This is a genomic window from Gordonia sp. L191 (assembly GCF_030077625.1).
Lineage (GTDB): Bacteria > Actinomycetota > Actinomycetes > Mycobacteriales > Mycobacteriaceae > Gordonia > Gordonia polyisoprenivorans_A.
Window position 1 is genome coordinate 3,231,118 of record NZ_CP125996.1, and the last position, 26,995, is coordinate 3,258,112.

At 67.3% G+C, this 26,995-nt stretch carries 18 protein-coding genes and 1 tRNA gene; 8 read left to right on the forward strand and 11 right to left on the reverse strand.

Translation table 11 applies throughout. The annotated features are described in order from the left end of the window. Positions 1-23: 23 nt before the first annotated feature. The 3 genes from lysA to QNM97_RS14620 all read right to left on the reverse strand — a co-directional run bounded on the left by lysA (position 24) and on the right by QNM97_RS14620 (position 4,054). On the reverse strand, positions 24-1,442 hold the full coding sequence (gene lysA, locus QNM97_RS14610) for a diaminopimelate decarboxylase (protein WP_208795778.1): 1,419 nt from the start codon (positions 1,440-1,442) through the stop codon (positions 24-26). Beyond that, the gene (argS, locus tag QNM97_RS14615) at positions 1,439-3,091 is read right to left on the reverse strand and encodes an arginine--tRNA ligase (protein ID WP_283819142.1); all 1,653 of its coding nucleotides are present in this window, start codon (positions 3,089-3,091) and stop codon (positions 1,439-1,441) included. The genes lysA and argS overlap by 4 nt, the downstream gene beginning before the upstream one ends. A gap of 84 nt (positions 3,092-3,175) precedes the next feature. Further along, on the reverse strand, positions 3,176-4,054 hold the full coding sequence (locus QNM97_RS14620; RefSeq protein WP_283819143.1) for a class II glutamine amidotransferase: 879 nt from the start codon (positions 4,052-4,054) through the stop codon (positions 3,176-3,178). Positions 4,055-4,144: 90 nt separating this feature from the next. Between QNM97_RS14620 and QNM97_RS14625 the strand changes: the two genes are divergently transcribed. After that, positions 4,145-4,522 carry a cupin domain-containing protein gene (locus QNM97_RS14625; protein WP_208795775.1) on the forward strand — a complete coding sequence of 126 codons (378 nt, stop codon included), beginning with the start codon at positions 4,145-4,147 and terminating at the stop codon, positions 4,520-4,522. Between the two features lie 34 nt (positions 4,523-4,556). Here the strand turns inward: QNM97_RS14625 and QNM97_RS14630 are convergent, their stop codons facing one another. The 7 genes from QNM97_RS14630 to QNM97_RS14660 all read right to left on the reverse strand — a co-directional run bounded on the left by QNM97_RS14630 (position 4,557) and on the right by QNM97_RS14660 (position 12,622). Next, positions 4,557-4,994 (reverse strand): VOC family protein, encoded by a 438-nt coding sequence (locus tag QNM97_RS14630; RefSeq protein WP_283819144.1) that lies wholly within the window; start codon positions 4,992-4,994, stop codon positions 4,557-4,559. A gap of 37 nt (positions 4,995-5,031) precedes the next feature. Continuing rightward, the gene (locus QNM97_RS14635) at positions 5,032-5,847 is read right to left on the reverse strand and encodes a crotonase/enoyl-CoA hydratase family protein (protein ID WP_283819145.1); all 816 of its coding nucleotides are present in this window, start codon (positions 5,845-5,847) and stop codon (positions 5,032-5,034) included. Positions 5,848-6,009: 162 nt separating this feature from the next. Then, positions 6,010-6,082: transfer RNA gene (locus QNM97_RS14640), tRNA-Arg, on the reverse strand. Positions 6,083-6,137: 55 nt separating this feature from the next. Further along, positions 6,138-9,104 (reverse strand): AAA family ATPase, encoded by a 2,967-nt coding sequence (locus QNM97_RS14645; RefSeq protein ID WP_283819146.1) that lies wholly within the window; start codon positions 9,102-9,104, stop codon positions 6,138-6,140. A gap of 10 nt (positions 9,105-9,114) precedes the next feature. Beyond that, positions 9,115-10,356 carry an exonuclease SbcCD subunit D gene (locus QNM97_RS14650; RefSeq protein WP_283819147.1) on the reverse strand — a complete coding sequence of 414 codons (1,242 nt, stop codon included), beginning with the start codon at positions 10,354-10,356 and terminating at the stop codon, positions 9,115-9,117. A gap of 98 nt (positions 10,357-10,454) precedes the next feature. After that, positions 10,455-11,966 (reverse strand): MFS transporter, encoded by a 1,512-nt coding sequence (locus QNM97_RS14655; protein WP_283819148.1) that lies wholly within the window; start codon positions 11,964-11,966, stop codon positions 10,455-10,457. Further along, entirely contained in the window at positions 11,963-12,622 is a 660-nt protein-coding gene (locus QNM97_RS14660; RefSeq protein ID WP_502874898.1) for a PadR family transcriptional regulator, read from the reverse strand. Before QNM97_RS14660 ends, QNM97_RS14655 begins: the two co-directional genes overlap by 4 nt. 97 nt (positions 12,623-12,719) lie before the next feature. Between QNM97_RS14660 and QNM97_RS14665 the strand changes: the two genes are divergently transcribed. From QNM97_RS14665 to QNM97_RS14690, 6 genes are all read left to right on the forward strand, one after another. Next, positions 12,720-13,802: a glutathione S-transferase family protein gene (locus tag QNM97_RS14665; RefSeq protein ID WP_283819150.1), complete on the forward strand. Its 1,083-nt coding sequence runs from the start codon at positions 12,720-12,722 to the stop codon at positions 13,800-13,802. Further along, complete coding sequence (locus tag QNM97_RS14670) at positions 13,799-14,521, forward strand: hypothetical protein (protein ID WP_283819151.1); 723 nt, start codon at positions 13,799-13,801, stop codon at positions 14,519-14,521. Before QNM97_RS14665 ends, QNM97_RS14670 begins: the two co-directional genes overlap by 4 nt. Further along, positions 14,518-18,402 carry an ABC transporter ATP-binding protein gene (locus QNM97_RS14675; RefSeq protein ID WP_283819152.1) on the forward strand — a complete coding sequence of 1,295 codons (3,885 nt, stop codon included), beginning with the start codon at positions 14,518-14,520 and terminating at the stop codon, positions 18,400-18,402. Before QNM97_RS14670 ends, QNM97_RS14675 begins: the two co-directional genes overlap by 4 nt. 234 nt (positions 18,403-18,636) lie before the next feature. Beyond that, a complete protein-coding gene (locus tag QNM97_RS14680) occupies positions 18,637-22,473 on the forward strand; it encodes a multifunctional oxoglutarate decarboxylase/oxoglutarate dehydrogenase thiamine pyrophosphate-binding subunit/dihydrolipoyllysine-residue succinyltransferase subunit (RefSeq protein ID WP_283823206.1) in 3,837 nt (1,278 codons plus the stop codon). Between the two features lie 352 nt (positions 22,474-22,825). Then, a complete protein-coding gene (locus QNM97_RS14685; protein WP_283819153.1) occupies positions 22,826-24,358 on the forward strand; it encodes an APC family permease in 1,533 nt (510 codons plus the stop codon). 56 nt (positions 24,359-24,414) lie between these two features. Next, complete coding sequence (locus tag QNM97_RS14690) at positions 24,415-24,726, forward strand: hypothetical protein (protein ID WP_283819154.1); 312 nt, start codon at positions 24,415-24,417, stop codon at positions 24,724-24,726. A gap of 11 nt (positions 24,727-24,737) precedes the next feature. Here the strand turns inward: QNM97_RS14690 and QNM97_RS14695 are convergent, their stop codons facing one another. Beyond that, a complete protein-coding gene (locus QNM97_RS14695; RefSeq protein ID WP_283823207.1) occupies positions 24,738-25,307 on the reverse strand; it encodes a TetR/AcrR family transcriptional regulator in 570 nt (189 codons plus the stop codon). Between the two features lie 148 nt (positions 25,308-25,455). On the opposite strand from QNM97_RS14695, the gene QNM97_RS14700 reads away from it, so the two are divergent. Continuing rightward, positions 25,456-26,988, forward strand: a complete 1,533-nt coding sequence (locus tag QNM97_RS14700) for a flavin-containing monooxygenase (RefSeq protein ID WP_283819155.1) — start codon at positions 25,456-25,458, stop codon at positions 26,986-26,988. The last annotated feature ends 7 nt before the right edge of the window (positions 26,989-26,995 follow it).

The window sequence follows — 26,995 nt, forward strand, 5'->3', positions numbered from 1 at the left end:
GTGGGGTCTTGCGTCTGGCTCACCTAGGTCACCTCCAGCCTCAGGAAATCGTCGATCGTCTCGCGTCGCAGGATCACCCGGGCCGAACCGTCGGCAACACCGACGACGGCCGGGCGGGTGACCATGTTGTACCGCGAGGACATCGAATAACAGTAAGCCCCGGTGGCAGCCACCGCGATCAGGTCCCCGGGCGCCAGATCCTCCGGCAACCAACAGTCCTTGATGACGATATCGCCGCTCTCACAATGCTTTCCGACGACGCGACTGACCACTGCGGGGGCGTCGGACACCCGCGAGACCAGCCGCACGTCGTACTCGGCCTGATAGAGCACCGTGCGGATGTTGTCGCTCATGCCGCCGTCGACCGACACGTAGCGTCGAATCGCTCCCCCACCGAGTTCGACGTCCTTGATGGTGCCGACGCGGTAGAGGGTGATGGTACCGGGGCCGGCGATCGCGCGGCCGGGCTCGACCGCGATCGTCGGCATCGGCAGCCCGACCGCCGCCGATTCACGCTTGACGATCTCGGCCAGCGTTTGCGCCACCGCGACGACGGGCAACGGCCGATCTTCTGGAACGTAGGAAATGCCCAGTCCCCCACCGAGATCCACGATCGACATCTGTGAGGTCTTGTCCACGCCGAACTCGGCGACCACGTCGTGGAGCAGGCCGAGGACGCGGTGTGCGGCGAGCTCGAAGCCGTCCATGTCGAAGATCTGCGACCCGATGTGACTGTGGAGGCCGACCAGTCGCAGGTTGTCGGTCGCGAAGACACGGCGGACCGCCTCCATGGCGACCCCGCCGGTCAGCGCGAAGCCGAATTTCTGGTCCTCGTGCGCGGTCGCGATGAATTCGTGGGTGTGGGCCTCGACGCCGACGGTGACCCGGATCAGCACGTCGGCGACGAGACCTCGTTCGCCGGCGAGTGCGTCGAGTCGTTCGATCTCGGTCATCGAGTCGCAGACGATGTGCCCGACTCCTGCATCGAGTGCCGCGGCGAGCTCGGCAACACTTTTGTTGTTGCCGTGGAAGGCGATTCGCTCGGGCGGAAACCCGGCGTGCAGTGCGATCGCCAGCTCGCCACCGGAGCACACGTCGATCGACAAGCCCTCCTGATCGACCCACTTCGCGATCTCGGTGCACAGGAAGGCTTTTGACGCGTAGTGCACTCGGCCGTAGGGCCCGAAGGCGTCGATCATGTCCGCGCAGCGCGACCGGAAATCGGACTCGTCGATGACGAACAGCGGGGTGTCGAAGGTCTCGGCGAGTTCGCTCACCCCGACCCCGGCGATCTGCAGTTCACCCGAGGAGTCGCGAACGGCGTTGCGCGGCCACACCTGGGCCGGGATCTCGGCGAGTACCGCGGGATCGTTGGGTTTCTGCGCCAGATGCGGGGCAGCCACGAGATCGGCGTGCCGCGGCCCGGCGGGGTGGGCGTTCACATCCGCTCCGGTGCGCCGACGCCGACCAGGGCCAATCCGTTGGCCAGGACCTGACGGCTCGCCGCGCACAGGGCCAGCCGTGCGCGGTGGATGTCGCCCGCCTCCTCGTCGCCCTGCGGCAACACGCGGCAGTGGGCATAGAAGCGGTGATAGGTCCCGGCGAGGCTCTCGAGGTAGCGGCAGATACGGTGCGGCTCACGCAGAGTCGCGGCGGTCGCGACCACCTCGTCGAAATCGCCGAGGGTCTTGATGAGGTCGCCTTCTTCGGCGGTGTCGAGCAGATCGAGGTGCTCGATGCTCGCCGAGAGCCCGAGATCGTCGGCGTTGCGTCCGAGTGCGGCAAGGCGGGCGTGGGCGTACTGCACGTAGTACACCGGGTTGTCGTTGGACTGCTTGGCGAGCAGATCGAGGTCGATGTCGATGTTGACGTCGATCGACGAGCGGATCAGCGCATACCGGGCGGCGTCCACCCCGACCGCGTCGACGAGGTCGTCGAGGGTGATCACCGTGCCGGCACGCTTGCTCATCCGCACCGGCTTGCCGTCGCGCACGAGGTTCACCATCTGCCCGATCAGCACCTCGACGGTGTCCGGGTCGTCACCGAGTGAGGCCGCGGCCGCCTTGAGCCGCTTGATGTATCCGTGGTGGTCGGCGCCCAGCATGTAGATGCACAGGTTGAAGCCCCGGTTGCGCTTGTCGCGGTAGTAGGCGATGTCGCCGGCGATGTAGGCGGCCTCACCGTCACTCTTGATGACGACGCGATCCTTGTCGTCGCCGTACTGCTCGGTGCGCAGCCACCAGGCGCCGTCGGACTGGTACAGGTTGCCGTTGGCCTTGAGTTCGGCGATGCACTCGTCGACCAGCCCGGTCTCGAACATCTTGTTCTCGTGGGTGAAGACGTCGAAGTCGGTGCCGAACTCGTGCAGGCTCGCCTTGATGTGGTCGAACATCAACTCGACGCCCACTGCACGGAAGGTCTCGACCCGCTGCGCCTCAGGCTGGTCGAGAACACCAGGAACCTTCTCCGTGACCTGACGCGCGATGTCGACGATGTACTCGCCCGCGTACCCGTCCTCGGGCGTCGGCTCGCCGAGTGCCGCAGCCTCCAGCGACCGCGCGAAGCGATCGATCTGGGCGCCGTGATCGTTGAAGTAGTACTCGCGCGTCACCGCGGCCCCGCGGGCCGCCAGCACGCGTCCGAGCGCGTCGCCGACCGCGGCCCACCGGGTGCCACCGAGGTGGATCGGCCCGGTCGGGTTGGCCGAGACGAATTCGAGGTTGATCACCTTGTCGGCGAATTCGTCGCCGCGACCGTACTGCGTGCCCCGGTCGAGCACCGTGGCGACGACGGTGTTCTGCGCGGCCGCCGCCAACCAGATGTTGACGAATCCGGGGCCCGCGACCTCGGCCTTGGCGATCCCGTCGGTGGCAGCGAAGGCATCGGCGAGCCATCCGGCCAGCTCACGGGGATTCACCCCGAGCTTCTTGCCCAGTTGCAGTGCGACGTTGGTGGCGTAGTCGCCGTGGTCGGCATGACGCGGTCGCTCCACCACCACGGCGTCGGGGACCAATGACGTGTCGAGGTCATGGTCTGCCACGACGGTGCGGGTGACAGAGCTCAGCAGCACGGCGAGATCGGCGGGAGTCACAACACATCATCCTATGGTCCCGCCGGAGGCCGGGAACAATCGGCTCGACCGGGGCCACCCTGCCCGGCCGCTCCGCGGGACTCGTCAGGCGGTCGGCGTCGGGTCGAACTCCTCGACGACGGGTTCGGCCCCGGCCCGCAGGGTGACGAACGACCATTCCGGCACCGCCGTCCAATGCGTGTCCCGGTACTCCAGTTCGAGCGGCTCGGACACCAGAATCCGGCCGTCGGCGGGCAGCTCGATATGCGCTCCCGGATCGGCCGCCGACAACCGCATGTGCCCCGTCGAGTGATACAGCGTGCGCGAGGACCGGTCGCTCGAGTACCTCAGCGCGTAGAGCGCGTCGCCGTCGGCGGCGCAGAAGGTACCGACGAAGGGTTCGACGACGCCGTGGTCGGCGCGCGCCCGCTCGATACGGGCCACCATCCGCGCGAACGCGCCCTTCGGGTCGCTCGCCAGTCCGTAGGTCAGGGCGAGGAAGAAGCACACCTCGGTGTCGGCGTTGCCCTCCACGAATGGGTACAGCTGGGGGTCGATGTCGAAGGTCAGGTCCCGCTTGAGATCGGAGAACCGCGGAATCTCCCCGTTGTGCTGAAACAGCCAGCGCCCGTGCACGAACGGATGGCAGTTCACACGTTCGGTGGTGCCGCCGAGCGCGGCACGCACATGCGCGAGGAACATCGGTGACCGGATCTGCTCGGCGAGTCGCTGCAGGTTGTGGTCGCTCCAGGCGGGCCGGGTGTCGCGGTATTGGCCGGGAAAACCGCGATCGCCGTACCATCCGAACCCGAAGCCGTCGCCGTTGGTCGGCCAGTCGTGATGCCGAATCATCGTCGTCATCGGCGAACCCGGGAGATAGAGCTGACGCGCCTCGAAGCTCTGGTCGACCAGCGAGTGCGACGGCCTGGTCAGCAGGTCCTCGAGATGGATCGGGGAACCGGTGTAGGCCAACCAGCGACACATGGACCGACCGTAGCAATCAGCCGCACCGCGCGAAGCCCAACCGGAGCGGCTCGGCGCCGGCAGACCTCGGCGAATCGCTAGGGTGACCCCATGATCCGAGCCATCCGCCTGCACAACGACGAGAACGGACGTTCACACGTTCAGCACGGACACATCGATCTGGTGGAGAACGCGGTGCGCTCGGCCTCGGCGGCCACGACGACCTCGGCGTTCCAGGAAACCGAGAGCGGCGGGTCGCTCGATTGGCACACCGCGCCGCGACGGCAGTACGTGATCACCCTCGCGGGTGTTCTGGACTTCGTGACCCGCGACGGGGAGCAGTTCCGGCTCGAACCGGGGATCGTGCTGGTGGCCGAGGACACCGTCGGCACCGGACATCGGTGGCATCTCGTGGGCCACGACCCGTGGCGCCGCCTCTACGTGGGGCTCGCCGAAGGCGCCGACAGCGGGTTCGTCCCCGACGCCTGAAGGTTCTGGCGAGCTCGCACTCGTCGAGCGAGACTCAGCTGATGTTCTGGGCGAGGCCCACCAGGATGTTCTCGGGCCCGCGGATGTAGCAGAGGCGATAGACGTTCTCGTACTGCACCACCTCGGGGCCGACGAGACGCGCGCCTTTGGCGACGGCGCGGGCGAGGATGTCGTCGAGGTCATCGACCTCGAACATGACGCGCAGATATCCGAGCGCGTTCACCGGCGCGTTGCGATGGTCGTCGATCACCTCGGGTGCGAGGAACCGTGAGAGTTCTAGCCGACCGTGTCCGTCGGGCGTGCGCATCATCGCGACCTCGACGCGCTGATCGGCCAGCCCGGTCACCCGACCGGCCCACTCCCCCTCGGCCATCGCGCGCCCCTCGAGCTCGAGCCCGAGTTCGACGAAGAAGTCGATCACTGCCGAGAGATCCTCGACGACGATGCCGACGTTGTTCATCCGGATCGTCATGCGTGGCGCCCTCGTTTGGGAATTCTGTTGGGCCCGTTCATTGCTGAACCTCCGGATCGGCGAACACGGGCGTGCGGCGGCTCATCCCCGCCGCGACCGCCTCCAACTGATTCGGCGAACCCATCAGACCGACCTGCAGTTCGCTCTCCAGCAGCAGCGCCGACGCCGGATCGGAGCTCGTCCAGGTGTCGTCGTAGAGACGCTTGGCGGCCTGAACCGCATGCGGGGATTTGCCGGCGATCTCGTGAGCCAGCGCCAATGCCTCGGCGACCGGGTCGTCGGCGACGCGGGTGACGAGGCCGAGCGCATCGGCTTCGGTGCCGCTCACGATGCGCCCGGTGAACGTCAACTCCTTGGCGACGTCGATGCCGACGAGCCGCGGCAGGGTCTGGGTGATACCCATGTCGGGTACCAGACCCCACTTGACCTCCATGATCGACAGACGGGCATCCGGTGCCGCATATCGGATATCGGCACCGAGCGCGATCTGCATTCCGCCGCCGAAGCAGTTGCCGTGCACAGCGGCGATCACCGGCGCGGCGATGCGCGACCAGTCGTAGGACACACGCTGGGCCAGATTGGCGGCGCGGCCGTCCTCGCGTGCCATGAGATCCATCGGACCGCTGCCCTCGCGGTCGCCCAGACTCGTGATGTCGAGGCCCGAACAAAAACTCTTGCCGTCACCGTGGAGTACGACGGCGCGCACGGTGCGATCCGCGGCCAGCTTCTCGGTGACGTCCACGAGCGCCTCGAACATCGCGGTGTCGAGAGCGTTGTGCTTCTCGGCACGATCCAGCGTGACCGCGGCGACGCCGTCTGCGTCGACGTCGAGGCGAATTCTGTGCTCGCTCATACTGATACCGATCTCCCGGGCCGGACGTCACGACTGCACACTGTTGTCCAGGGTGCGCTGCCGACGTTACAGGTGGGTGCGGTGGCACGGTAGACGTTGCGCGGGAAGGATGTCGCGCCGTCTCGCACGCACAGAGGGAGTGCAGCGGCAAGGAAGTTACGGTGCCCCCGGCAGGATTCGAACCTGCGGCCTTCTGCTCCGGAGGCAGACGCTCTATCCCCTGAGCTACGGGGGCTCAACGGGCGGCACTCAGAGTAGCGCACTCCGGTCCGGCAACCCAATCCGGCAGGTCACGACACGCCCACCACGCCGTCCATGCGCACCGAGGACCCGTTGGTCCCTCGCATCACGTGCAGTTGCGCCGGAATCCTCGCGCGCATCTCGTCGACGTGACTGACGACGCCGACCACCCGTCCGCCCGAACGCAACTCGTCGAGGACGCCCATGACGAGGTCGAGCGCCTCGGGGTCCAGGGACCCGAAGCCCTCGTCGATGAAGATGGTGTCGAGGACGCGGCCGCCCGATTCGGTCGACACGACATCGGCCAGTCCGAGGGCCAGGGCCAGCGAGGCGAAGAAGGTCTCTCCACCGGACAGCGTGGTGGCCGCACGAACGGCGCCGGTGTACTCGTCGTGCACCTCGATGCCCAACCCACCGCGGCGGCCGCGTGGACCGGCCGCGTCGGAGTGGACGAATTCGTAACGGCCCGAGGACATCTGATGCAGCCGAACCGACGCCGCCACCAAGACCTCCTCGAGACGCGAAGCCAGCACGTAGGAGTGCAGCGACATCTTGCGCGCATTCTGGCCACGCCCGGCGACCAGATCGGCCAGACCCTGCACGCGAGCGTGCCGCTCCCGGGCCGGCGCCAGCACATCGAGCGCCGACCAGAACTCGGCGACGAGCTCCTCGAGTCGCGTCACCGTTCGGGCGGCCAGGGCGTGCTCACGCGCCGCCGCCTCCTGCCGCCGCTGCGCCAGCGCCAGCGCCTCCGACAGAACGCCGATGTCGACCGGCTCGGTCGACACCGCCGCAGCGACGTCGGCGTCTGCCATCGTCTCCTGGGCGCCGGCACGCAGCTCCCCCGCCCGAGCGACCATCGTCTCCCAGGCATCGAGCTGCGTGGGCGTCGCCGCCGCGGCGCGCAGCGCGCCCACATCACTGAATCCGGCCTCGGACAACCGCAATTCGAGTCGACCGGCGAGGTCATCACGGTGCCGGACCGCGCGGTGCAGGTCGGCTCGCGCATCGCGCAGGGCTCGGGCCCGGCGGCACAACTCGGCCAGCTCGGCACGTCGCTCATCGACACCGATACGCCCGCCGGTGGCCTGTGCGACCTCGGCATCGAGATCGTCGATCTCGCGACGCAGCGACGAGCGGCGTTCCGCGCGCGCCGACGTCGATGCCACGAGACGGCCGAGTTCGGTGCGCCAGGTCTCGATCTCGGCGTCGATGGCGTTGACGGCGCGTTCGAGGGTCGGGATCGACGCCACCCGGGTCCGGGCGTCGGCGAGCTCACGGTCGAGTACCTGTCGACGCGACCTCACCGCATCCGCGGATTCCTCGCCGATCTCCTCGTCGAGGTGCGCACGGCGTGCCTCGAGCGTGGCCAGCGCCGTCTCGGCTCGCCCCCGGCGCGCGGCCGCACGATCTTCGGCGGCCGCGGCCGCGGCCTCCGCGGTCTTCGCGACGTCGGTCTGCTCGCCGGCATCGGCGGGCGCGGGGTGCTCGGTCGATCCGCACACCATGCACGGCTCTCCCTGGGCGAGCGTTGAGGCGAGCTCGGCGGCCATGCCGGCAATCCGGCGCTCCCGCAGATCGAGGTGGTGTTCGCGTGCGGCGGTGTGTGATTCACGTGCGGTGAGCACCTCCGTGCGAGCCTGCATGAGCTCGGCGTCCAGTGCTTGTCGCGCGACGAACGATGCGACCAGCTCCTCGCATCGTTCGCGGTCGGCGGCGAGCCGTTGCACGTCGGATCTCGCTTCGGAAGCGGCCGTCAACGCGGTCACCGCAGCCTGACGGCGGTCCGGCGCGGCCTCCAGCATGTCGGTCAGCTCGGCGGTACGGGCTTGTGCGGCAGCCACTTCGGCGTCGAGCCGACGAAGGTCGGTTAGCAGCGTCGGACGCTGTTCGACGCGCCGCGCGAGCGGCTCCCACCGCGCCGACTCCCCGGTCCACCGTTCGATCGCCACGTCGAGATCGGAATCGGGGCCCACGAGCGCGGCGCCCTCGGGCAGATCGGCGAATCCCGCTGCGGCAGAGTCGTATGCGCGGCTCGCGGTGGTCGCAGCCGACGCTGCGGCGTCGTGGTCGTCGGCCAGCGGAATGATCGGTGCCGCGGCGCGAGCTGCCCGTGCCGCGACGCGTGCCTGCTCGAGGTCGGCAGCTCCGGCATCGAGCTGGGTCAATCGCGCCTGCGCCTCGAGGCCTCGACGCCGCAACTCCGCCAGCCGATTTCCGTTCGCGAGTGTTGTCTGCGCACCGTCGAGTTCGGCCTGCGCCGCGGTCAGTCGCCGGTGGGCGGACTCGACGGTCTCCCGGGCGTTGGCCAGACACCCTTGCGCCCAGTCGATCTCCGCCTCCGTCGGCGGTTCGCAGTCGAGCACTGCCGCCATCTGACCGGCGATGCGTTCGACCGCCGCCGCCTTCTCACCGAGAGCGGCTTCGGCCTGCCGGGCACGGTCCTTGAGCCACTCCTCGACCCCACCGAACCGCTCGGTGTCGAACAGCCGCTCCAGCAACGCTTCTCGATCCTCGGAGCTCGCGCGCAGGAATCGCGCGAAGTCGCCCTGCGGGAGGAGCACGACCTGGAAGAACTGATCGGCACTCATCCCGAGCAGTCGCGTGATCGACTCACCGATCTCCGGTAGCCGGGTCAGTGCCGGTCCCGAGTCGTCGAGCCAGGTCATCGTGGCCTTTGCCTGGACCTTGGTGGTGCCGGTTCCGCGCTTCTTGGGTCGGTGATACTCCGGGGCGCGCACGATGCGCATCCGTCGGCCACCGATGGTCGCCTCGAGCTCCACTTCCGGAACCTGCTGTGCATCAGCATGATCGGAGTGCAGACGGCGCCCCTCCTGCCGCGTACCGGGCACCCTGCCGAACAACGCGAAGGCCACGGCATCGAGCACCGAGGTCTTACCGGCTCCGGTCTGCCCGTGCAGCAGGAACAGGCCGTCGGCACCGAGGGCGTCGAAATCGATCTCGGTGTCCGCGGCGAACGGCCCGAACGCCGTCATCCGTAAACGATGCAGTCTCATCGGCGGCGCCTCACGCCGACTTCGGTTCGGTGTCGAGGGCGAACAGCGCCCACTGCCCTTGATCGGCCTCGATTGCCTCGACATCACCAGCACCGACCTCTACGGCACCGGCCTCGACCACTTCCGGTTCGCCGACGACCTCACGCAGCGCACGCTCGATCAGGTCACGCTCGGCCGCCGACGGCTCGTCACGAACGTCACCGACGAACGCCGCGATGATCTCCGCGTCGGTGCGTCCGCGTATCCGCGACCGGTAGTCGAGACGACCGAGGGCCTCCGGCCGCTCCCAGTGCACGTGCACCGCGTAGGGGAATCGCTCGCGCAGCCGCCGCATCGCGTCGAGCGGCCGGATCGTGTCGGTGAGCGTCGCCTGGATGTAATGCTCATGCGCGTCGGCGTACGCCTCGTCACCGAGGAGTTCGTCGAGAGTGCCTCGCAGGGAGGACAATCCGCGCACGGCGGGCAGCTCGTGCAGGCGAACGTCGGTCACGCCGTCGGAATCGAGATCGACGAGCCACACGCCCTTGCGATGACTGTTCTCACCGAAGGAGTACGGCATCGGCGAGCCGCTGTAGCGCACCGCCGGGGTGATCTCCTGCGGTGAGTGCAGGTGACCGAGCGCCACATAATCGATCCCCGAGAAGGTATCGGCGGCAACCGTTTCCACCCCACCGACGCTGATGGACCGCTCCGATCCGGTACTGACGGCCCCGCTGACGAACGCATGGGCGGCGACGACGGTACGCGTGCCGCGTGCGGTGGCGTCGGCGCGCACCCGGTCCATCGCCGCACCCAGTACGCCCTGATGACCGCAGGGGGCGTCGATGTCGAAAGCCTTTCGGACGGCGTCGGGTTCGAGGTAGGGAATCCCGTAGAACGCGACCGGCCCGAACTCGTCGTCGAGCAGGACCGGTGTGTCGATGGCAGCGACACTCGTGCGCAGGTGCAGCCCGCCCGCAGCGGCGAATGCCGATGCGGCACCGAGGCGGGTCGGTGAATCGTGATTGCCGGAGGTGACGACGATCTGCGCCCCGGCGGCGGCGATGTCACCCAGACCGGCGTCGTAGACGGACACCGCATCCGCCGAGGGAACCGAACGGTCGTACACATCGCCCGCCACCACGACGACGTCGACCGACTCGGTGGCGACGATCGCAGCGATGTCGGCCAGCATCCGACGTTGATCGGACAGGAGCTCGACACTGTGGAACGTCCGGCCGAGGTGCCAGTCCGAGGTGTGCAGAATCCGCATGTCCAACACCGTACGATCGGCCACCGACAGATCAGGGGAGGCGCCGCGGGGACATCCCGCGGCACCTCCCCCGACCTGGACGGACTCGGCAAACCGGGCTACGCGGCGCCGGCTCCCTCGACCTCACCCTTGGAGACCGCGGCCGCCGCGGTGAACGGCGACGCCTGGTGCTTGGGCCGCGTCAGGAACAACGTGGCGAGAACACCGATCAGCAGCACCCCGGCCGGCAGGTACAGCGACTGGCCCATGGCGGTGGCGAACGGCTCACGCACGAACGCGGGCAGCTGACTGACCGCGTTGCTCTGCTCGGTGGTGTTCACCCCGGGCAGTTCGGCGGCCAGTCGGGTCTGCATGATGGCGCCGACAGCCGCCGAACCGATCACCGAACCGATCATCCGGGTGGTGTTGTAGACCCCGGCCCCCGCGCCGGCCTGTTGCCACGGCAGGTTTCGTGTCGCCGTCGCCGCCAGCGGCGCCCAGATACCCGCCGAAGCGATGCCCATCAGACACATCGGAATGACCAACTGCCACACCGGTGTCGCCGGGCGGGCGATCACGCCGACCCAGCCCACGGCGATCGACTGCAACAGCAACGCGGTGGCGATGATCGCGCTGGGATGGACCTTGTCGAGGATTCGACCGACGATCGGCGCCAGGAAGCCCGTGAGCACCGCCATCGGCACCATCATCACCGCCGAGCGGGTCGGCGACATCCCGCCGACGAGCTGCAGGAAGAACATCACCGGGATCATCAGGCCGGAGATCGCGAAACCCATCGATGCGATACCGATGTTGGAGAGGGTGAAATTGCGGTCCTTGAACAGCGAGAGCGGCACGAGTGGTTCGGTGCGGATGCGCGACTGCCAGTAGATGAAAACGGCCATCACCGCGATGCCGCCGATGATCAGCACCCAGATCCAGGGGGCCCAGTCGTACTTCTCGCCGTCCTGGATGCCGAAGACGAGCGCCGACAGACCGACCGCCGACAGCACCACGCCGATCCAGTCGAAGGAATGGTCGTGGGTGTCGACCGAGGGGACGAGGGTGGCGGCGAGGATCAGCCCGACGATGCCGACGGGCAGGTTCACGAAGAAGATCCACTCCCAACCGAATTGGTCGGTGAGGATTCCGCCGAGCAGCGGGCCAACCAGGGTGGCGACACCGGCGACGGTGCCCCACACGCCCATGGCCGCGCCGCGCTTCTCGGGCGGGAAGATCCGGGTGATGAGGGCCATGGTCTGCGGGGTGATCAGCGCGGCACCGATGCCCTGGAGGGCGCGCGCGGCGATCAGTTCGCCGATCGAGCCGGCGAAACCACACCACACACTCGCGGCGGTGAAGACGACCAGACCGACCTGGTAGACGAGTTTGGGACCGTACTTGTCACCGAGCCGGCCGGTGATCAGCAGCGGCACGGCGTAGGTGAGCAGGTAGGCGCTGGTGACCCACACGATGCCGTTGACGTCGGTGCGCAGTGCGACCTGGATCTCGGGCTGGGCGACGGCGACGATCGTCATGTCGACGAGGATCATGAAGAACCCGACGCACAGCGCCATCAGGGACAGCCAGGGGCGGTTGGTCACCGCCGCCGGGGAGGTGGACGTACTCATTGCGGGGTCACTTTCTGTGGGGACTCTGGGGTGGAGAACACGTGCTGCATGGCGGCATAGGGTGAATCCGGGTCGTCGAGCCATTCGACCTCTCCGGACTCCAGACGATCGAGAAGACCGGTGAGCCACTCGATCTGGGTCCGCAGGGTGGCGATCCGACAGCCGGCGTCGAGGAAGAACATCTCCGGGGTGCCCTTGCCCGCCGCCCATTCGGCGGCGTCGACGAACTGCGCGAGATCGGCGCGCATCGCCTCGATGCGGGCCGAGAGCAACTCGATCACCCGCGCCCGGGGAAGGGCGTGGGCTTCCGACAGCGCGAGGTAGAGCTCGGGATACTCGGGTGAGTGCTGGGCGAGGATGCGCTCGAGATTGACCACGAGTGCCTCCTGTCCGGCCTCGGTGATCGCATACACGGTGCGTTCGGGCCGGTTGCCCTCCCGTCGGACGTCGTGGACCTCGATCAGTCCGTTCCCGAGGAGCCGGTCAACCGTGTGGTACAGCGTGCCCGGCCGAAACTTCACCAGCCGATCCTCACGTCGCTCGAGCGTGATCTGCACCATCTCGTACGGGTGTAGTGGTTGTTCGGCGAGTAGCCCGAGCACCAGCACCGCCAACGGAGCAAGCGCATGATCACCCCCGCCACGACCGGATCCCACGTCGCACACCTTTCGACCCAGACCAAATATTCCACGTGGAATATACACCCTGGAGTGTTCGGTGCCAATGTCGTGAGCGCTGATTAGTGTGGTCGTCATGGCCACCGACACCACCCCCGCCGCGGCGGGCTCAGCAGCAGCCGGAACTCAGGGATCGACCGGAGCGCAGGGCTCGTACGTCACCGGCGGCCAGGAGTTCGTCCGCGACACCAAATACATCGAGACCCGCATCACCCGGGACGGCCGCGACGGCTACCCCGTCGAGGCCGGCCGCTACCGGCTCGTCGCCGCACGCGCGTGCCCGTGGGCGAACCGCACGCTGATCGTGCGCCGGCTCCTCGGACTCGAGGACGCCATCTCCCTCGGCCTGTGCGGACCCACCCACGACGCCGACTCGTGGACCTTCGACCTCGACCCCGGCGGCGTCGATCCGGTGCTCGGCATCCCCCGCCTCAAGGACGCCTACGACAAGCGTTTCCCCGGTTACCCCAAGGGCATCACCGTGCCCGCGGTCGTGGACATCCCGACCGGTGAGGTCGTCACCAACGACTTCCCGCAGATCACCATCGACTTCGAACTCGAGTGGACCGACCATCACCGCGACGGCGCACCGCAGCTCTATCCCGAGCATCTGCGCGACGAGATCGACGCCGTCAACAAGGGCGTCTACACCGAGGTCAACAACGGCGTCTACCGATGCGGTTTCGCCGGTAGTCAGGACTCCTACGACAAGGCCTACTCGCGACTGTTCACCAAGCTCGACGAGCTCTCCGAACGTCTCGCGACACAGCGATATCTGGTGGGCGACACCATCACCGAGGCCGATGTGCGACTGTTCACCACGTTGGCGCGATTCGACGCCGTCTACCACGGCCATTTCAAGTGCAATCGCACCAAACTCGACGAGATGCCCGTGCTGTGGGCCTACGCCCGCGATCTCTTCCAGACGCCGGGCTTCGGTGACACCACCGATTTCACCCAGATCAAGCAGCACTACTACATCGTCCACCGCGACATCAATCCCACCGGGATCGTCCCGCAGGGCCCCGACCTGCGCAATTGGCTGACCCCACACCACCGCGAGGAGCTCGGCGGCACTCCGTTCGGCGACGGCACCCCGCCACCGCCACCACGACCCGCCGAGGTCGTCCCCGCCGAGCACTGGGTGCCGACGTCATGAGCGAGAAGACGCCTCCCGCGTCCGGGCGGTCGGTGGAGTTCACCGGCAACATGCTCGACAAGGCGCAGCGCCTGCAGGCGCCCGCTGTCGCCAAATACGTTCGGGCGCTTCGGGAAAAGCATCCCGACGACTCCCCCGCCCAGATCATCACCCGCCTGGAGAAGCGCTATCTCACCGCGGTCACCGGGTCCGGGTCGGCGGTCGGTGCGACCGCCGCGGTCCCCGGCGTCGGCACGTTCACCGCGTTGGGCGCGATGACCGGTGAGACAGCGCTGTTCCTCGAGGCATCGGCGCTGCTGGCACTCGCGATCGCCGAGGTGCACGGGATCGGGGTGCACGAGAGCGAGCGTCGTAAGACGCTGGTGCTGACCGTCGCCCTCGGCGAGGAGGGCCTGAGCGTCCTCGGCCGTGTCGTCGGCACGCAGGGCGGCGCCCTGCGCCGACTCGGGCGCGCCTCGGCCCCGAGTGGCGCCTTCGCCAAACTCAACAAGAACCTGATGAACCGGATCGCCAAGAAGTACGCGCTCAAACGTGCTCCGTTGGTGATCGGCCGCCTCCTCCCGGCGGGTATCGGCGCCGTCATCGGCGGGGCGGGCAACCGCGTCCTCGGTAAGCGGGTGATCGCCAACGCCCGGGAGGCCTTCGGTCCCCCACCGCAACACTGGACTCTCGACGGCGCCGTTGTCTCCGACCCCTGGTTGCCCCGCGGCAACCCGTGACCGCCTCGACTCGCTGGGCCCAGGTCGATCCACCGGCCACCGGGCCCGCCGTTCCCGAGGGCCGCACGCCGGACGACGACGGACGCGGCTGGGTGCGTCGCCTGACCGCCGAATGCCTGCAGTACCGCCGGCTCGTGGTGGTGACACTGTCGGTCACCCTGGTGGCGGTCGGCGTCGACCTGGTCGCGCCACTGCTCGCACGCGCGGCCCTCGACCGCGCCACCGGCATCCCCGGTTCATGGACCATTCCGACCATCGTGGTCGCGATGATCGTCCTCGCGATCGTGCGGTACTTCTGCCAGTTCGGTCGCCGACTCACCGCCGGACAGCTGTCGATCTCGGTGCAGAATGCGTTGCGGCTCAAACTCTTACGCACACTGCTCCACCTCGACGGCGCCACCCAGACCGACATCCGTACCGGCCAGGTCGTCTCCCGGTCGATCTCGGATCTGCAGATCGTGCAGGGGCTGCTGGCGATGGTGCCGCTCTCCGCCGGCGCCGCAGTGCAGGTGGTGATCGCACTGGGAATCATGCTCTATCTGTCGCCGCTGCTCACCGTGATCTCACTGGCGATCCTGCCGATGGTGGCCGTGGTCGTGTTGACCACCCGGCGCCGGTTGTTCGCGGCCACCTGGTCGGCGCAACAGGCCGCCGCCGATGTGGCACAGCATGTCGAGGAGACGGTCACCGGTGTCCGCGTCGTCAAGGGATTCGGACAGGAGACCCGCGCCGTCGACGAACTCGTCGGACTCGGACGCGATCTCTTCGCCAAGCGGTTGCGTGCGGGCAAGATCAACTCGTATTTCACCCCGACCATGTCGGCGATCCCGCAACTCGGCCTGGTTGCGGTCATCGGTGTCGGTGGCTACCTCACCCTGAACGGGTCGATCACCGCGGGCACCTTCCTTGCGTTCGCGACCTACGTCACCACCATGACCACCCTCGCGCGGCTGCTGACCAACGTGGTGGTCAGCGGTCAACTCGCCCGCGCCGCGGTGGAACGGGTCTACGACGTCGTCGACGCACCCACGGACCCCGACGACGCCAACACCGCCGGCCTTCCCGACGGCCCGCTGGGACTGGAATTGTCCGGCGTGGTGTTCGGCCACGACGACCGCACCGTCCTCGACGGCATCGATCTGCAGATCGCGCCGGGCGAATGTGTCGCCGTCGTCGGGCCGCCGGGATCGGGCAAGTCGACCCTCGCCGATCTCGTCAGCCGCCACCGACGCCCCGACCGCGGGACCATCGCACTGCTGTCCGGGCCGGATTCCTCGACGCGTCATCCGCTCTCCGAGCTGTCCGCGGATGCCCTGCACTCGGCGGTGGGCGTCGTCTTTGACGAGCCGTTCCTGTACTCGGACACCATCGCCACCAACATCACCCTCGGTGATCGCCCCGAGCCGTCCCCGACCCCCGGCTCCGGACCGGTTCCGCCGCGCCTGCTCGCCGCCGCACGGGACGCCGACGCCCTCGACTTCATCACCGCGCTGCCCGACGGATTCGACACCGTCGTCGGCGAGCGCGGCCTCACCCTGTCCGGCGGGCAACGTCAGCGGGTGGCCCTGGCACGTGCGCTCTATGCCGATCCCCGGTTGCTCATCCTCGACGACGCGACCTCGGCGGTCGACGCCTCCACCGAGTCACGCATCCTGCACCGTCTGCGTGACCGCTCCACCGACCGGCCCACCATGCTGGTGCTCGCGCACCGGCGGTCGACCCTCATGCTCGCCGACCGCGTCGCCGTCCTCGACGAGGGCCGGATCGTCGACGTGGGTACCGTCGCCGAGCTCGAAGAGCGCAGTCCGCGTTTCCGCGCGTTGATGTCGCCGATCCAGTCCGTCGCCGACGACGCCACCGCAACGCTCACCCCGACGCCGCAGCACCACACAGAGGACCTGTGGCCCGCCGATGCGCCTGCGCCGGAGCAGGATTCGACCACCCGCGCCGCGAGCGCCCCGCCGACCGGCGGAACCGGGGGCCGCGGCGGTCGGGGTGCGGGGATCGCCGGTGCTCTGGGTGCGATGCCGGCAACACCGGCGCTGCTCGCGTCTGTCGCACGATTGCGGCCCGCCGACGAGGATCCGCGGGTCGACGTCGACGCGATGCGGGTGGAGAATCCGCATTTCTCCCTGTGGCAGATCCTGGCGCCGGTGCGCTGGCTGCTGGCGCTGGCCATCGTGGCGATCGGCGTGGACACCCTCACCGGGCTGGTCTTCCCGTCGTTGGCGCGCACCGTCATCGACGCGGCCACGCACACCGACGAACGCACCCTGCTCATCGCGACCGGTATCGGCGTGGGCACCGTCGTGCTCGGCTGGTTCGCCGCCGCGGGCATGACGCTGTACTCGACCCGCGCGGGCGAACGAGTGCTGTTCGGCTTGCGTGTGCGCAGCTACGCGCACCTACAGCGGCTCGGCCTCGACTACTACGAGCGTGAGTTGTCCGGGCGCATCATGACGCGGATGACCACCGACGTCGACGCCCTCTCGACGTTTTTGCAGACCGGTCTGTCGACCGCGATCGTGGCGGTGCTGACGCTGGTCGGGGTCACCGTGGCGATGCTGTTCACCGACCTCGAACTCGGGGCGCTGATCCTGCCGGTGCTGCCGGTCCTGATCGTGGCGACCGTGGTCTTCCGCCGGATCGCCTCCCGCGCCTACACGCGCTCCCGGGAACTGGTCAGTGCGGTCAACGCCGACTTCCAGGAGAACATCGCCGGCATCAAGACCACCCAGGCCTACCGCAACACCGCCCCGGCCACCCGCCGCTTCACCGGCCTGACGTTGGACTGGGTACGCGCGCGAATGACCTCGCAGCGCGCGATCTCGGTCTACTTCCCGTTCATCACGTTGTGCAGCGATCTGGCGACCGCGGCGACGATCGCGGTCGGCGCGCACCAGATCACGACGGGCGCGTTGTCGGCGGGCACCCTGGTCGCCTTCATCCTCTACCTGTCGCTGTTGTTCGGTCCCGTACAACAACTTTCACAAGTGTTCGACGGTTATCAGCAGGCGGTCGTCGGCCTCCGGCGTATCGCCGATCTCTTGCGTACCGAGACGACCGTCGCCGAACGCAGCGACGCCATCGATCCCGGGAGTGCTCGATTCACCGGTGACGCTCGCCTCGACGACGTCGCATTCCGCTATTCGGGGGCGAGTGTCGACGCGCTCGGCGGCATCGATCTGCACATCCCCGCCGGTACCTCCCTGGCGCTGGTGGGCCGCACCGGCGCCGGCAAGTCGACGATTGTGAAACTGCTCGCCCGCTTCTACGACCCCACCGACGGCGTGGTGCGGATGGACGGCACCGACATCCGCCGGTTCACGCTGCGCGGCTATCGCCGCCACATCGGCATCGTGCCGCAGGAACCGCACCTGTTCACCGGCACCGTCGCCGACAACATCGCCTACGGGCGACCCGAGGCCGACCACGAACAGATCGCCGCGGCCGCCGCGGCGGTCGGCGCGACGACGATGATCGCCGGCCTGCCGGGCGGCATGCGTCACCCGATCGGCGAGCGCGGGGCCGGATTGTCGTCGGGGCAGCGCCAGCTCATCGCGCTCGCGCGGGCCGAGCTCGTCGAACCCGATCTGCTCCTGCTCGACGAGGCGACGGCCACCCTCGACCAGGCGACCGAGGCGATGGTGCTCGCCGCTGGTGACGCGGTGACCCGCAGCCGGACGTCGGTGATCGTCGCCCATCGCCTCGCGACCGCGGCGCGCGCCGATGTGATCGCGGTGGTCGACGGCGGCCGGATCGTGGAGATGGGAACACACGAGGATCTACTCACGTTGGGCGGTAGGTACCGCGCGTTCTGGGATGCCGGTGTCGACCCGGACGCCGACGGTATCGAACCTGCCGACGAACTCATCCGCTGAGTTCACCGGCGCCCGGTGGCGACCCGACGACGTGCGCCCTCGGTGAGGTGGGACTCACGGCGTCCACAGCGTGGTAGGCGCGTACCATCGGCAGGTGGTTCACGACGATCTTCACAAGAGACTTTCGTCGTGACGTGGCGACCCGACACCTTCAGGGAATTGAGGCGAGAAACCGCTGTGAGCAGTTCGACATCCGAAACCGACTTCGGACAGAACGAATGGCTGGTCGAGGAAATGTACCAGCAGTATCAGAAGGATCCGAACTCGGTGGACCCGAGTTGGCACGACCTTCTGAAGAACTACACACCGAACGGTGGCGACACCGGTGCGAGCGGGTCGTCGAACAGGTCGGGTGCCCGCGCCGCGTCCGCGAACGGCTCCGCATCCACCAACGGCTCGGCGTCCACCCCGAGCACCTCCGGCCCCACCACTTCCAGCGCGGCCAAGCCCAGCCCCGCCAAGGCCACGTCGACCGACTCCCAGCCCGCCCCGCAGCGCAAGCAGGGCGTGACCCTCGATCAGGGCCCCGAGCCGCGTACGGCGACCACCCGCAAGACCCCCGCGCGTGAGGCGTCGGCCACCAAGGCCGCCTCCGGGCGCAGCGTCGCCAGCCGCGACGGATCCTCGCAGTCGCAGAAGGATCGGCCCGCCAAGGAGCCGGCAGCCAAGACCACCGAATCATCCTCTGCGGCCACCGAGGACGAGACCAAGGTGTTGCGCGGACCGGCCGCCGCCATCGCCAAGAACATGGCGGCGTCGCTGCAGATCCCCACGGCCACCAGCGTTCGCGCCGTTCCGGCCAAGATGATGATCGACAACCGCATCGTCATCAACAACCACCTCGCCCGCACCCGCGGCGGCAAGATCAGCTTCACCCACATCCTCGGCTACGCGATCGTGCAGGCGATCAAGTCGTTCCCGAACATGAATCGGCATTTCGCCGAGGTCGACGGCAAGCCGAACGTCGTCACCCCCGCCCACACCAACCTCGGCCTGGCCATCGACCTCGTCGGCAAGGACGGCAACCGCACTCTGGTGGTCGCCGCCATCAAGAAGTGCGACACGATGGGTTTCGCCGAGTTCTACACCGGCTACCAAGACATCGTCCGGCGAGCCCGCGACGGCAAGCTGGGTGCGGAAGACTTTGCGGGCGTGACGGTTTCGCTCACCAACCCCGGCACCATCGGTACCGTCCACTCGGTGCCGCGGCTGATGAAGGGCCAAGGCGCGATCATCGGCGCCGGCGCGATGGAGTACCCCGCGGAGTTCCAGGGCGCCAGTGACGAACAGATCGCCGAGCTCGGCGTCGGCAAGCTGATGACGCTGACCTCCACCTACGATCACCGCATCATCCAAGGTGCGGAGTCCGGCGATTTCCTACGCCGCATCCACGAACTGCTCCTCGACGACGCGTTCTACGACGAGATCTTCACCGCCTTCCACATCCCCTACGAGCCGATCCGGTGGCGTCGGGACATCCCGGCGGGTGCCGTCGACAAGAACACCCGCGTACTCGAGCTGATCGCGGCATATCGCAACCGCGGCCATCTGATGGCCGACATCGACCCGTTGATGATGGACAGCGATGCGCGCACCAGCCATCCCGACCTCGACATCCTCACCTACGGTCTGACGCTGTGGGACCTCGACCGCACGTTCAACGTCGGCGGCTTCCACGGGCAGCAGAAGATGAAGTTGCGCGATGTGCTCTCGATCCTGCGCGACGCCTACTGCCGCCATGTCGGTGTCGAGTACACCCACATCCTCGAACCCGATCAGCAGCGCTGGTTGCAGGAGCGGGTCGAGATCAAGCACGTCAAGCCCCCGGTGGCCGAGCAGAAGTACATCCTGTCCAAGCTCAATGCCGCCGAGGCCTTCGAGACGTTCCTGCAGACCAAGTACGTCGGGCAGAAGCGCTTCTCGCTCGAGGGCGCGGAGTCGGTGATCCCGATGATGGACGCGGTGATCGACCAGAGCGCCGAGCACGGCCTCGGCGAGGTCGTCATCGGCATGCCGCACCGCGGTCGCCTCAATGTGCTGGCCAACATCGTCGGCAAGCCCTACTCGAAGATCTTCACCGAGTTCGAGGGCAATCTCAATCCGTCGCAGGCCCACGGCTCCGGCGATGTGAAGTACCACCTCGGCGCCGAGGGCAAGTACTACCAGATGTTCGGAGACAACGAGATCAACGTCTCGCTGACGGCCAACCCGAGTCATCTCGAGGCGGTCGACCCGGTACTCGAGGGTCTCGTCCGCGCCAAGCAGGATCTGCTCGACGAGGACCAGCAGTTCTCTATCCTGCCGCTGATGCTGCACGGCGACGCTGCATTCGCCGGTCAGGGCGTCGTGCCCGAGACACTGAACCTGGCGATGCTGCCCGGCTACCGCACCGGCGGCACCGTGCACATCGTGGTCAACAATCAGGTGGGCTTCACCACCGCGCCCGAGCACTCACGGTCCTCGGAGTACTGCACCGACGTCGCGAAGATGATCGGTGCACCGATCTTCCACGTCAACGGCGACGACCCGGAGGCCTGCGTGTGGGCCGCCAAGCTGGCCGTGGACTACCGCGAGACCTACCACAAGGACGTGGTGATCGACCTCGTCTGCTTCCGTCGTCGCGGCCACAACGAGGGCGACGACCCGTCGATGACCCAGCCGGCCATGTACGACGTGATCGATACCAAGCGCGGCGTCCGCAAGTCCTACACCGAGGCCCTCATCGGTCGTGGTGACATCTCCACCAAGGAGGCCGAGGACGCCCTGCGCGACTACCAGGGCCAGCTGGAGCGGGTGTTCAACGAGGTCAAGGAACTCGAGAAGTTCCGTCCCGAACCGTCGGAGTCGGTCGAGGACGATCAGCCGCTGCCGCAGAAACTGGTGACCGCCGTCGACAAGTCGGTGCTCGCCGAGATCGGTGATGCGTTCTTCAACGTGCCCGAGGGCTTCGATCCGCATCCGCGCGTCAAGCCGGTGCTCAAGCGTCGTCATGAGATGTCCACCGAGGGCGGCATCGACTGGGCGTTCGCGGAGTTGCTCGCCTTCGGCTCGCTGGTCATCGAGGGCCGTACCGTGCGCCTGTCCGGCCAGGACTCGCGCCGCGGCACCTTCACCCAGCGCCACTCGGTGCTGATCGACCGGGAGAACGGCTCGGAGTACACCCCGCTGAACCATCTGACGCCGCGCGACGGAGACTCGCTCGGCCGGTTCATGGTCTACGACTCGCCGTTGTCGGAGTTCGCGGTCGTCGGCTTCGAGTACGGCTACTCGGTGGGCAACCCGGACGCATTGGTCCTGTGGGAGGCGCAGTTCGGCGACTTCGTCAACGGCGCGCAGTCGATCATCGACGAGTTCATCAGCTCCGGCGAGGCCAAGTGGGGCCAACGCTCCGATGTGGTGCTGCTGCTCCCCCACGGCCACGAGGGCCAGGGCCCCGACCACACCTCGGGTCGTATCGAGCGCTTCCTACAGCTGTGCGCCGAGGGATCGATGACCGTGGCGCTGCCGTCGACGCCGGCAAGCTACTTCCACCTGCTGCGTCGGCACGTCCTCGACGGCATCAGCCGCCCGCTGATCGTGTTCACCCCGAAGTCGATGCTGCGCAACAAGGCCGCGGTGTCGCCGGTCGAGGATTTCACCGAGGACAAGTTCCGCTCGGTGATCGACGATCCACACTTCGCCGCGAAGGGTTCCGACGCCGATCGCGACAAGGTCAAGCGCGTGCTGCTGGTCAGCGGCAAGCTCTATTACGAGCTCGCCGCACGCCGCGAGAAGGACGAGCGCGACGACATCGCGATCGTGCGCGTCGAGCAGCTCTACCCGGTGCCGCATCGCAGGCTGCGCGACACCCTTGAGCGCTACCCGAACGCGGAGGACTTCGCCTGGGTGCAGGAGGAGCCGGCCAACCAGGGACCGTGGCCGTTCCTGGGTCTGTGGTTGCCCGAGTTGCTGCCGGACCTGCTCAAGGGCCTGCGCCGGTTGTCGCGGCGTCCGATGTCGGCGCCGTCGTCGGGATCGAGCAAGGTTCACGCCGTCGAGCAGGCCGAGATCATCGACGGGGCTTTCGCCTGACGTTCTTCGAACCGTGAGAGGCCGTATCCGGGAGTTCCCGGGTACGGCCTCTTTGTCGTCGCTTCGCCTTTGTCGTCGCTTCGCCTCTGTCGTCGGGTTACGAGGCGCGACCAGATCAGACACCGGAGAAATCGAACAAACAGCGCGAATCGTCCACCCTTGGTAGACTTGTATCTTGAGATGAAACAGTCGGGTGACACCGACGCAATACGGCGCGCGTTTCCTATTGGTTGACAGAGCACCCCGTCAGTGGATTCCTTGCCGGCATGGCTCTGCCAGGATCGCAGCCCTCCTCTCCCAAGGACTCCACCCCATGCCTCTGTCTTCCGATCACCCGGACGCGGCGTCGTCCGTGAGAGCCACCCCAACCGCCGACCACCACACCACCGAACCCGCCGTCGCAGTCGTCGACGAACACCGACTGCTCAAGACCATGCATTGGTACGACGGCTTCGTGATGACGCTGTCCAACCCCGGTTTCATCATTGCCGGGATCGGCTACACGACCGGCCAGATCGGCGCCCTCGGTGCGCTCGCGTTCTGGCTCGGGTCGATGGTCATCGCCGTGTTGCAGAACAAGATCTACACCGAACCGGCAACGATGTTCCCCGAGCACTCCGGCGGTATCGCGATGTACGCCTTCGAAGGATGGCGGTCACGTTTCAGCCTCGCCGGCCCCATGTCGGCCATCGGTTACTGGGCCGGATGGTCGTCGGTCCTGGCGATCTTCGGGCTGACCATCGGCAGTCTCGTTCAGGCCCAATGGTTTCCAAGCCAGACCTGGAGTGTCACCCACATCGTCCACCTCGATCTGCCACGACTGATCGCGGTGGGCCTGATCATCGCGTTGTGGATCATCAATTCGCTGGGCGTCAAACCGATGAAGCTGATGGGCTACCTCACCGGCACATTGCTGTTCGTTCCGCTGATCCTGTTCATGATCGTGCCGTTCTTCCTGTCCGACTTCTCGTTCTCACACCTTTCCTGGGGGCTACTCGGCGCTGCGGGTAGTCCTTGGGGTGCAGTACAACTCGGACTCGTCTGGCTCTACCTCAACGCGTGGTCGGCCTACGGGATCGAGGTGTGTGCGACATTCGCCCCCGAATACCACGACACCGAGCGCGACACCCACAAGGCGCTGATCCGCTCGGCCATGTTCTGCCTCGGCGTCTATGCGCTCCTGCCCGTGGCGCTCGGCGGCGTGGTGAGCCAGCAAGCGATGGCCGATGCACCCATGGGCTTCTACGCCGATCTCCTCCACCGCGAAATCGGCGGTGCCGCATCGAATGTCGTCATCATCTTCATGATCGGCAGCTTCCTGCTCGGGATGAACGCGGCGAGTGCCGGCGGCGCCCGCACCCTGTACGGCATGGCTCGCAGTGGCATAACGATCACATGGTTCGACCACGTCAACAAACACAATGTGCCCAATCGCGGAATGTATGTCGACGTCGTCCTCAACATCTGCGCCGTGCTACTCCTCCCGACAACGGTTGCGGTGCTCGCGGCGAGCAACATGGGCTACGTACTCTGCCACGTCTTCGCGCTGTCGGCGGTCCTGCTGCTACGCAGGGACCGCCCCGACCTGCCGCGCCCCATGCGGTTGTCGACACCGTGGCTGTGGGTGGCCGGCGCACTGGCCCTCTTCAACTGCCTGCTGCTCGCAGTCGGCGCAACCTCGTTCTCGATGACCGGATACGGCGGCATCCGGGAGTTCATCGTCGGCCTGGCATTGTTGGTGCTCGGCTGCGCCCTTTACATCTACCGCCGCGTGGTGCAGGACCGCGCCAGGTTCACCGTGCGGGACCAGACGACTGACATACCGGTCGTCACACAGACCGCAACCGCACGCGCGACGACGTCGACCGCAGGGGAAACCGCATGACCGGGACCGTCGGGCTGACCGTACGATGCTCCTGCGGAACCAGTACCGCACAGTTGATGAGTTCCGCATCGTCACGATGGTCCTGTCCCGACTGTGCGACGGGTTGGCACGCCGACGGCGTGCAGGCGGTCATCAACGGCGCCAACGAGTTACGCAGACTCCGATTGTCGATCATGGTCGCGGTGGCAGCACTGCTCGTGGTCGCGGTGACGCTGATCGCGATCAACCCGCACTGGGGCCTCTGCGTCCCCGTCCTCGCCGGCGGGCTGGCTCTTCTCGCCAGACCCACCTACCGGCGGCGGTTGACCAACGCACGCCGGCTACTGGCTACGGCGATCACTCTCTCGCGCGAGCCGACCCCGTCCTGACCGGTGCGATCTCATCCGTCGGCACGCACAGCGAGCGCGGGAAGGGAGGTGGTGATCAGGGTGAGGAGCTCTGCCCGGGAAATCGGTGCGTCGGCGAGCCAACTGATCGTCACCTCCTCCACGAAGGCAATCCACCCGGCAACCGCCAACCGCACCGACGCGGTGCTCTCGATGCCGAGCCCTCCCGCGCGCTCGAGAATCCGCTTGACCATGACCGTCCGCGTCTGGTCGGTGACGGCCCGCATCGCCGGGTCGGCGCTGGCCGATCCGCGGATCAACGCCATGTACGCGGTTCGATTCTCGGTGACGTAGTCGACGAATGCCGACATCGATGCGCCCAAGATCAGCAGCGGATCCCCCAAGGAGTCATCGGGTGCGGTGCAATCGAGCATCTCCTGTGCCTGGGCGCGCGCGATCGCCACATGAAAGTCCTGTTTGGACTCGAAATAGTGGAACAGCAGCGCGCGTGACACCCCGGCCACCTCGGCGATGGCGTCGATCGACACCTGCTCCAGCGGTCGGTTGCCGACCATTTCCAGACCGAGTGCGATCAACTGGTCACGTCGCGCCGCCGGACTCATGCGGGTGCGACGGCCAGAAGAACCGGAACCCGAGACGCCCGGACTCGAGGCGCTGGTCTTCGACGTGCTCACGGGGTAGATCGTAGCTTATTGATTCTTGTTCAATAGCTATTGACGTTCGTTCAATAGCTCACTAAGCTCGGTCACCATGACAACGCATGATGTAGAGATCGCCATCGTCGGGGCCGGGTTCTCCGGCCTCGGCGCTGCCATCAAGCTCACGCAGCGCGGCATCGACGATTACGTCATCCTCGACCGTGGCAGCGACTTCGGGGGCACCTGGCGCGACAACACCTACCCCGGCGCCGCATGCGACGTGGCGTCGAACCTCTACTCGTACTCCTTCGCCCCGAACCCCGAGTGGTCGCGGTCCTACTCCCATCAGCCGGAGATCCACCGCTACATCAACGCCGTCGCCGACGAGCACGGAGTGCGCGCGAAGGCACGGTTCGGCACCGAGGTCACCGAGGCCCGCTGGGACGAGGCCACCGCCCACTGGATCGTCTCGACGGTCACCGATGGCGGCGAGAACACTTATCGCGCACGTCATCTCATCGGTGCGGTCGGCCCGCTGTGCGAGCCGAACCTCCCCGACATCGACGGCATCGACTCGTTCGGCGGCACCATCATGCACTCGGCGCGCTGGGACGACTCGGTGGACTTCGGCGGCAAGCGCGTCGCGGTGATCGGCACCGGTGCTTCGGCGATCCAGATCGTTCCCGAACTGGCCAAGGTAGCCGGACATCTCGACGTCTACCAGCGCACCGCACCGTGGATCGTTCCCCGCACCGAGCGGCCCTACACCCCGGTCGAGCACTGGGCGTTCAAGCACATCCCCGCTGTCCAGACCGCCTCACGGGCCGGGATCTACACCTTCAACGAGTTCATCGCCTTCGGCATGACGTATTCGCCGAAGGCACTCAAGCCGGTCGAGATGCTGGCCCGCGCCAACATCTTCCGCGGCATCCGCGACCCGCAACTGCGCAAGGCCGTCACCCCCGACTTCCAGATCGGCTGCAAGCGCATCCTGCGATCCAACACCTGGTATCCCGCGCTCGACCGCGCGAACGTCGATCTGGTCACCGATCCGATCTCGCGGGTCACCGAGACCGGCATCGTCACCGCCGACGGGACAACCCATGACATCGACATCCTGGTGGTGGCCACCGGCTTCCACGTCACCGACTCCCCCGTGTTCTCCCACATCGTCGGCGTCGGTGGGCGCAGCCTGGCGAATGTGTGGGACGAGATCGGAATGCAGGGCTACAAGGGCTCGTTCGTCCACGGGTTCCCGAACATGATGCTGATGATCGGTCCGTCGACCGGTCTGGGCCACACCTCGATGGTGTACATGATCGAGTCCCAGCTGAACTACCTGGTCGACTACATCGCCACCGCCCGCGCCCGCGGCGCGGCGCGCGTGGAGGTGACCGAGGCCGCGCAGCGGCGCTACAACGCCGGCATCGCCCACAAGCTCCGCAACAGCGTCTGGGTCAACGGCGGATGCGCCTCCTGGTACAAGGACGTGCACGGCAACATCACCACACTGTGGCCGGGATTCACCTTCGACTTCCGGCGCGAGACCAGGAAATTCGACGTCGCCGCCTACGACATCGATCGCGCTGCGAGCGCCGTGCCCGCGCAACCCACCTCCGCTCCCACCGCCGGCGTCGGCGCCTGAACAACTC

Coding starts and splice junctions, on each gene's coding strand:
- QNM97_RS14635 (WP_283819145.1), bottom strand. CDS start 5,847: ATGAGCGAGCACAGAATTCGCCTCGACGTCGACGCAGACGGCGTCGCC.
- QNM97_RS14690 (WP_283819154.1), top strand. CDS start 24,415: ATGAGTTCCGCATCGTCACGATGGTCCTGTCCCGACTGTGCGACGGGT.
- QNM97_RS14670 (WP_283819151.1), top strand. CDS start 13,799: ATGAGCGAGAAGACGCCTCCCGCGTCCGGGCGGTCGGTGGAGTTCACC.
- QNM97_RS14625 (WP_208795775.1), top strand. CDS start 4,145: ATGATCCGAGCCATCCGCCTGCACAACGACGAGAACGGACGTTCACAC.
- QNM97_RS14645 (WP_283819146.1), bottom strand. CDS start 9,104: ATGAGACTGCATCGTTTACGGATGACGGCGTTCGGGCCGTTCGCCGCG.
- QNM97_RS14700 (WP_283819155.1), top strand. CDS start 25,456: ATGACAACGCATGATGTAGAGATCGCCATCGTCGGGGCCGGGTTCTCC.
- QNM97_RS14680 (WP_283823206.1), top strand. CDS start 18,637: ATGTACCAGCAGTATCAGAAGGATCCGAACTCGGTGGACCCGAGTTGG.
- QNM97_RS14620 (WP_283819143.1), bottom strand. CDS start 4,054: ATGTGTCGCTGGTTGGCCTACACCGGTTCCCCGATCCATCTCGAGGAC.
- QNM97_RS14650 (WP_283819147.1), bottom strand. CDS start 10,356: ATGCGGATTCTGCACACCTCGGACTGGCACCTCGGCCGGACGTTCCAC.
- QNM97_RS14695 (WP_283823207.1), bottom strand. CDS start 25,307: ATGAGTCCGGCGGCGCGACGTGACCAGTTGATCGCACTCGGTCTGGAA.
- QNM97_RS14655 (WP_283819148.1), bottom strand. CDS start 11,966: ATGAGTACGTCCACCTCCCCGGCGGCGGTGACCAACCGCCCCTGGCTG.
- QNM97_RS14665 (WP_283819150.1), top strand. CDS start 12,720: ATGGCCACCGACACCACCCCCGCCGCGGCGGGCTCAGCAGCAGCCGGA.
- QNM97_RS14630 (WP_283819144.1), bottom strand. CDS start 4,994: ATGACGATCCGGATGAACAACGTCGGCATCGTCGTCGAGGATCTCTCG.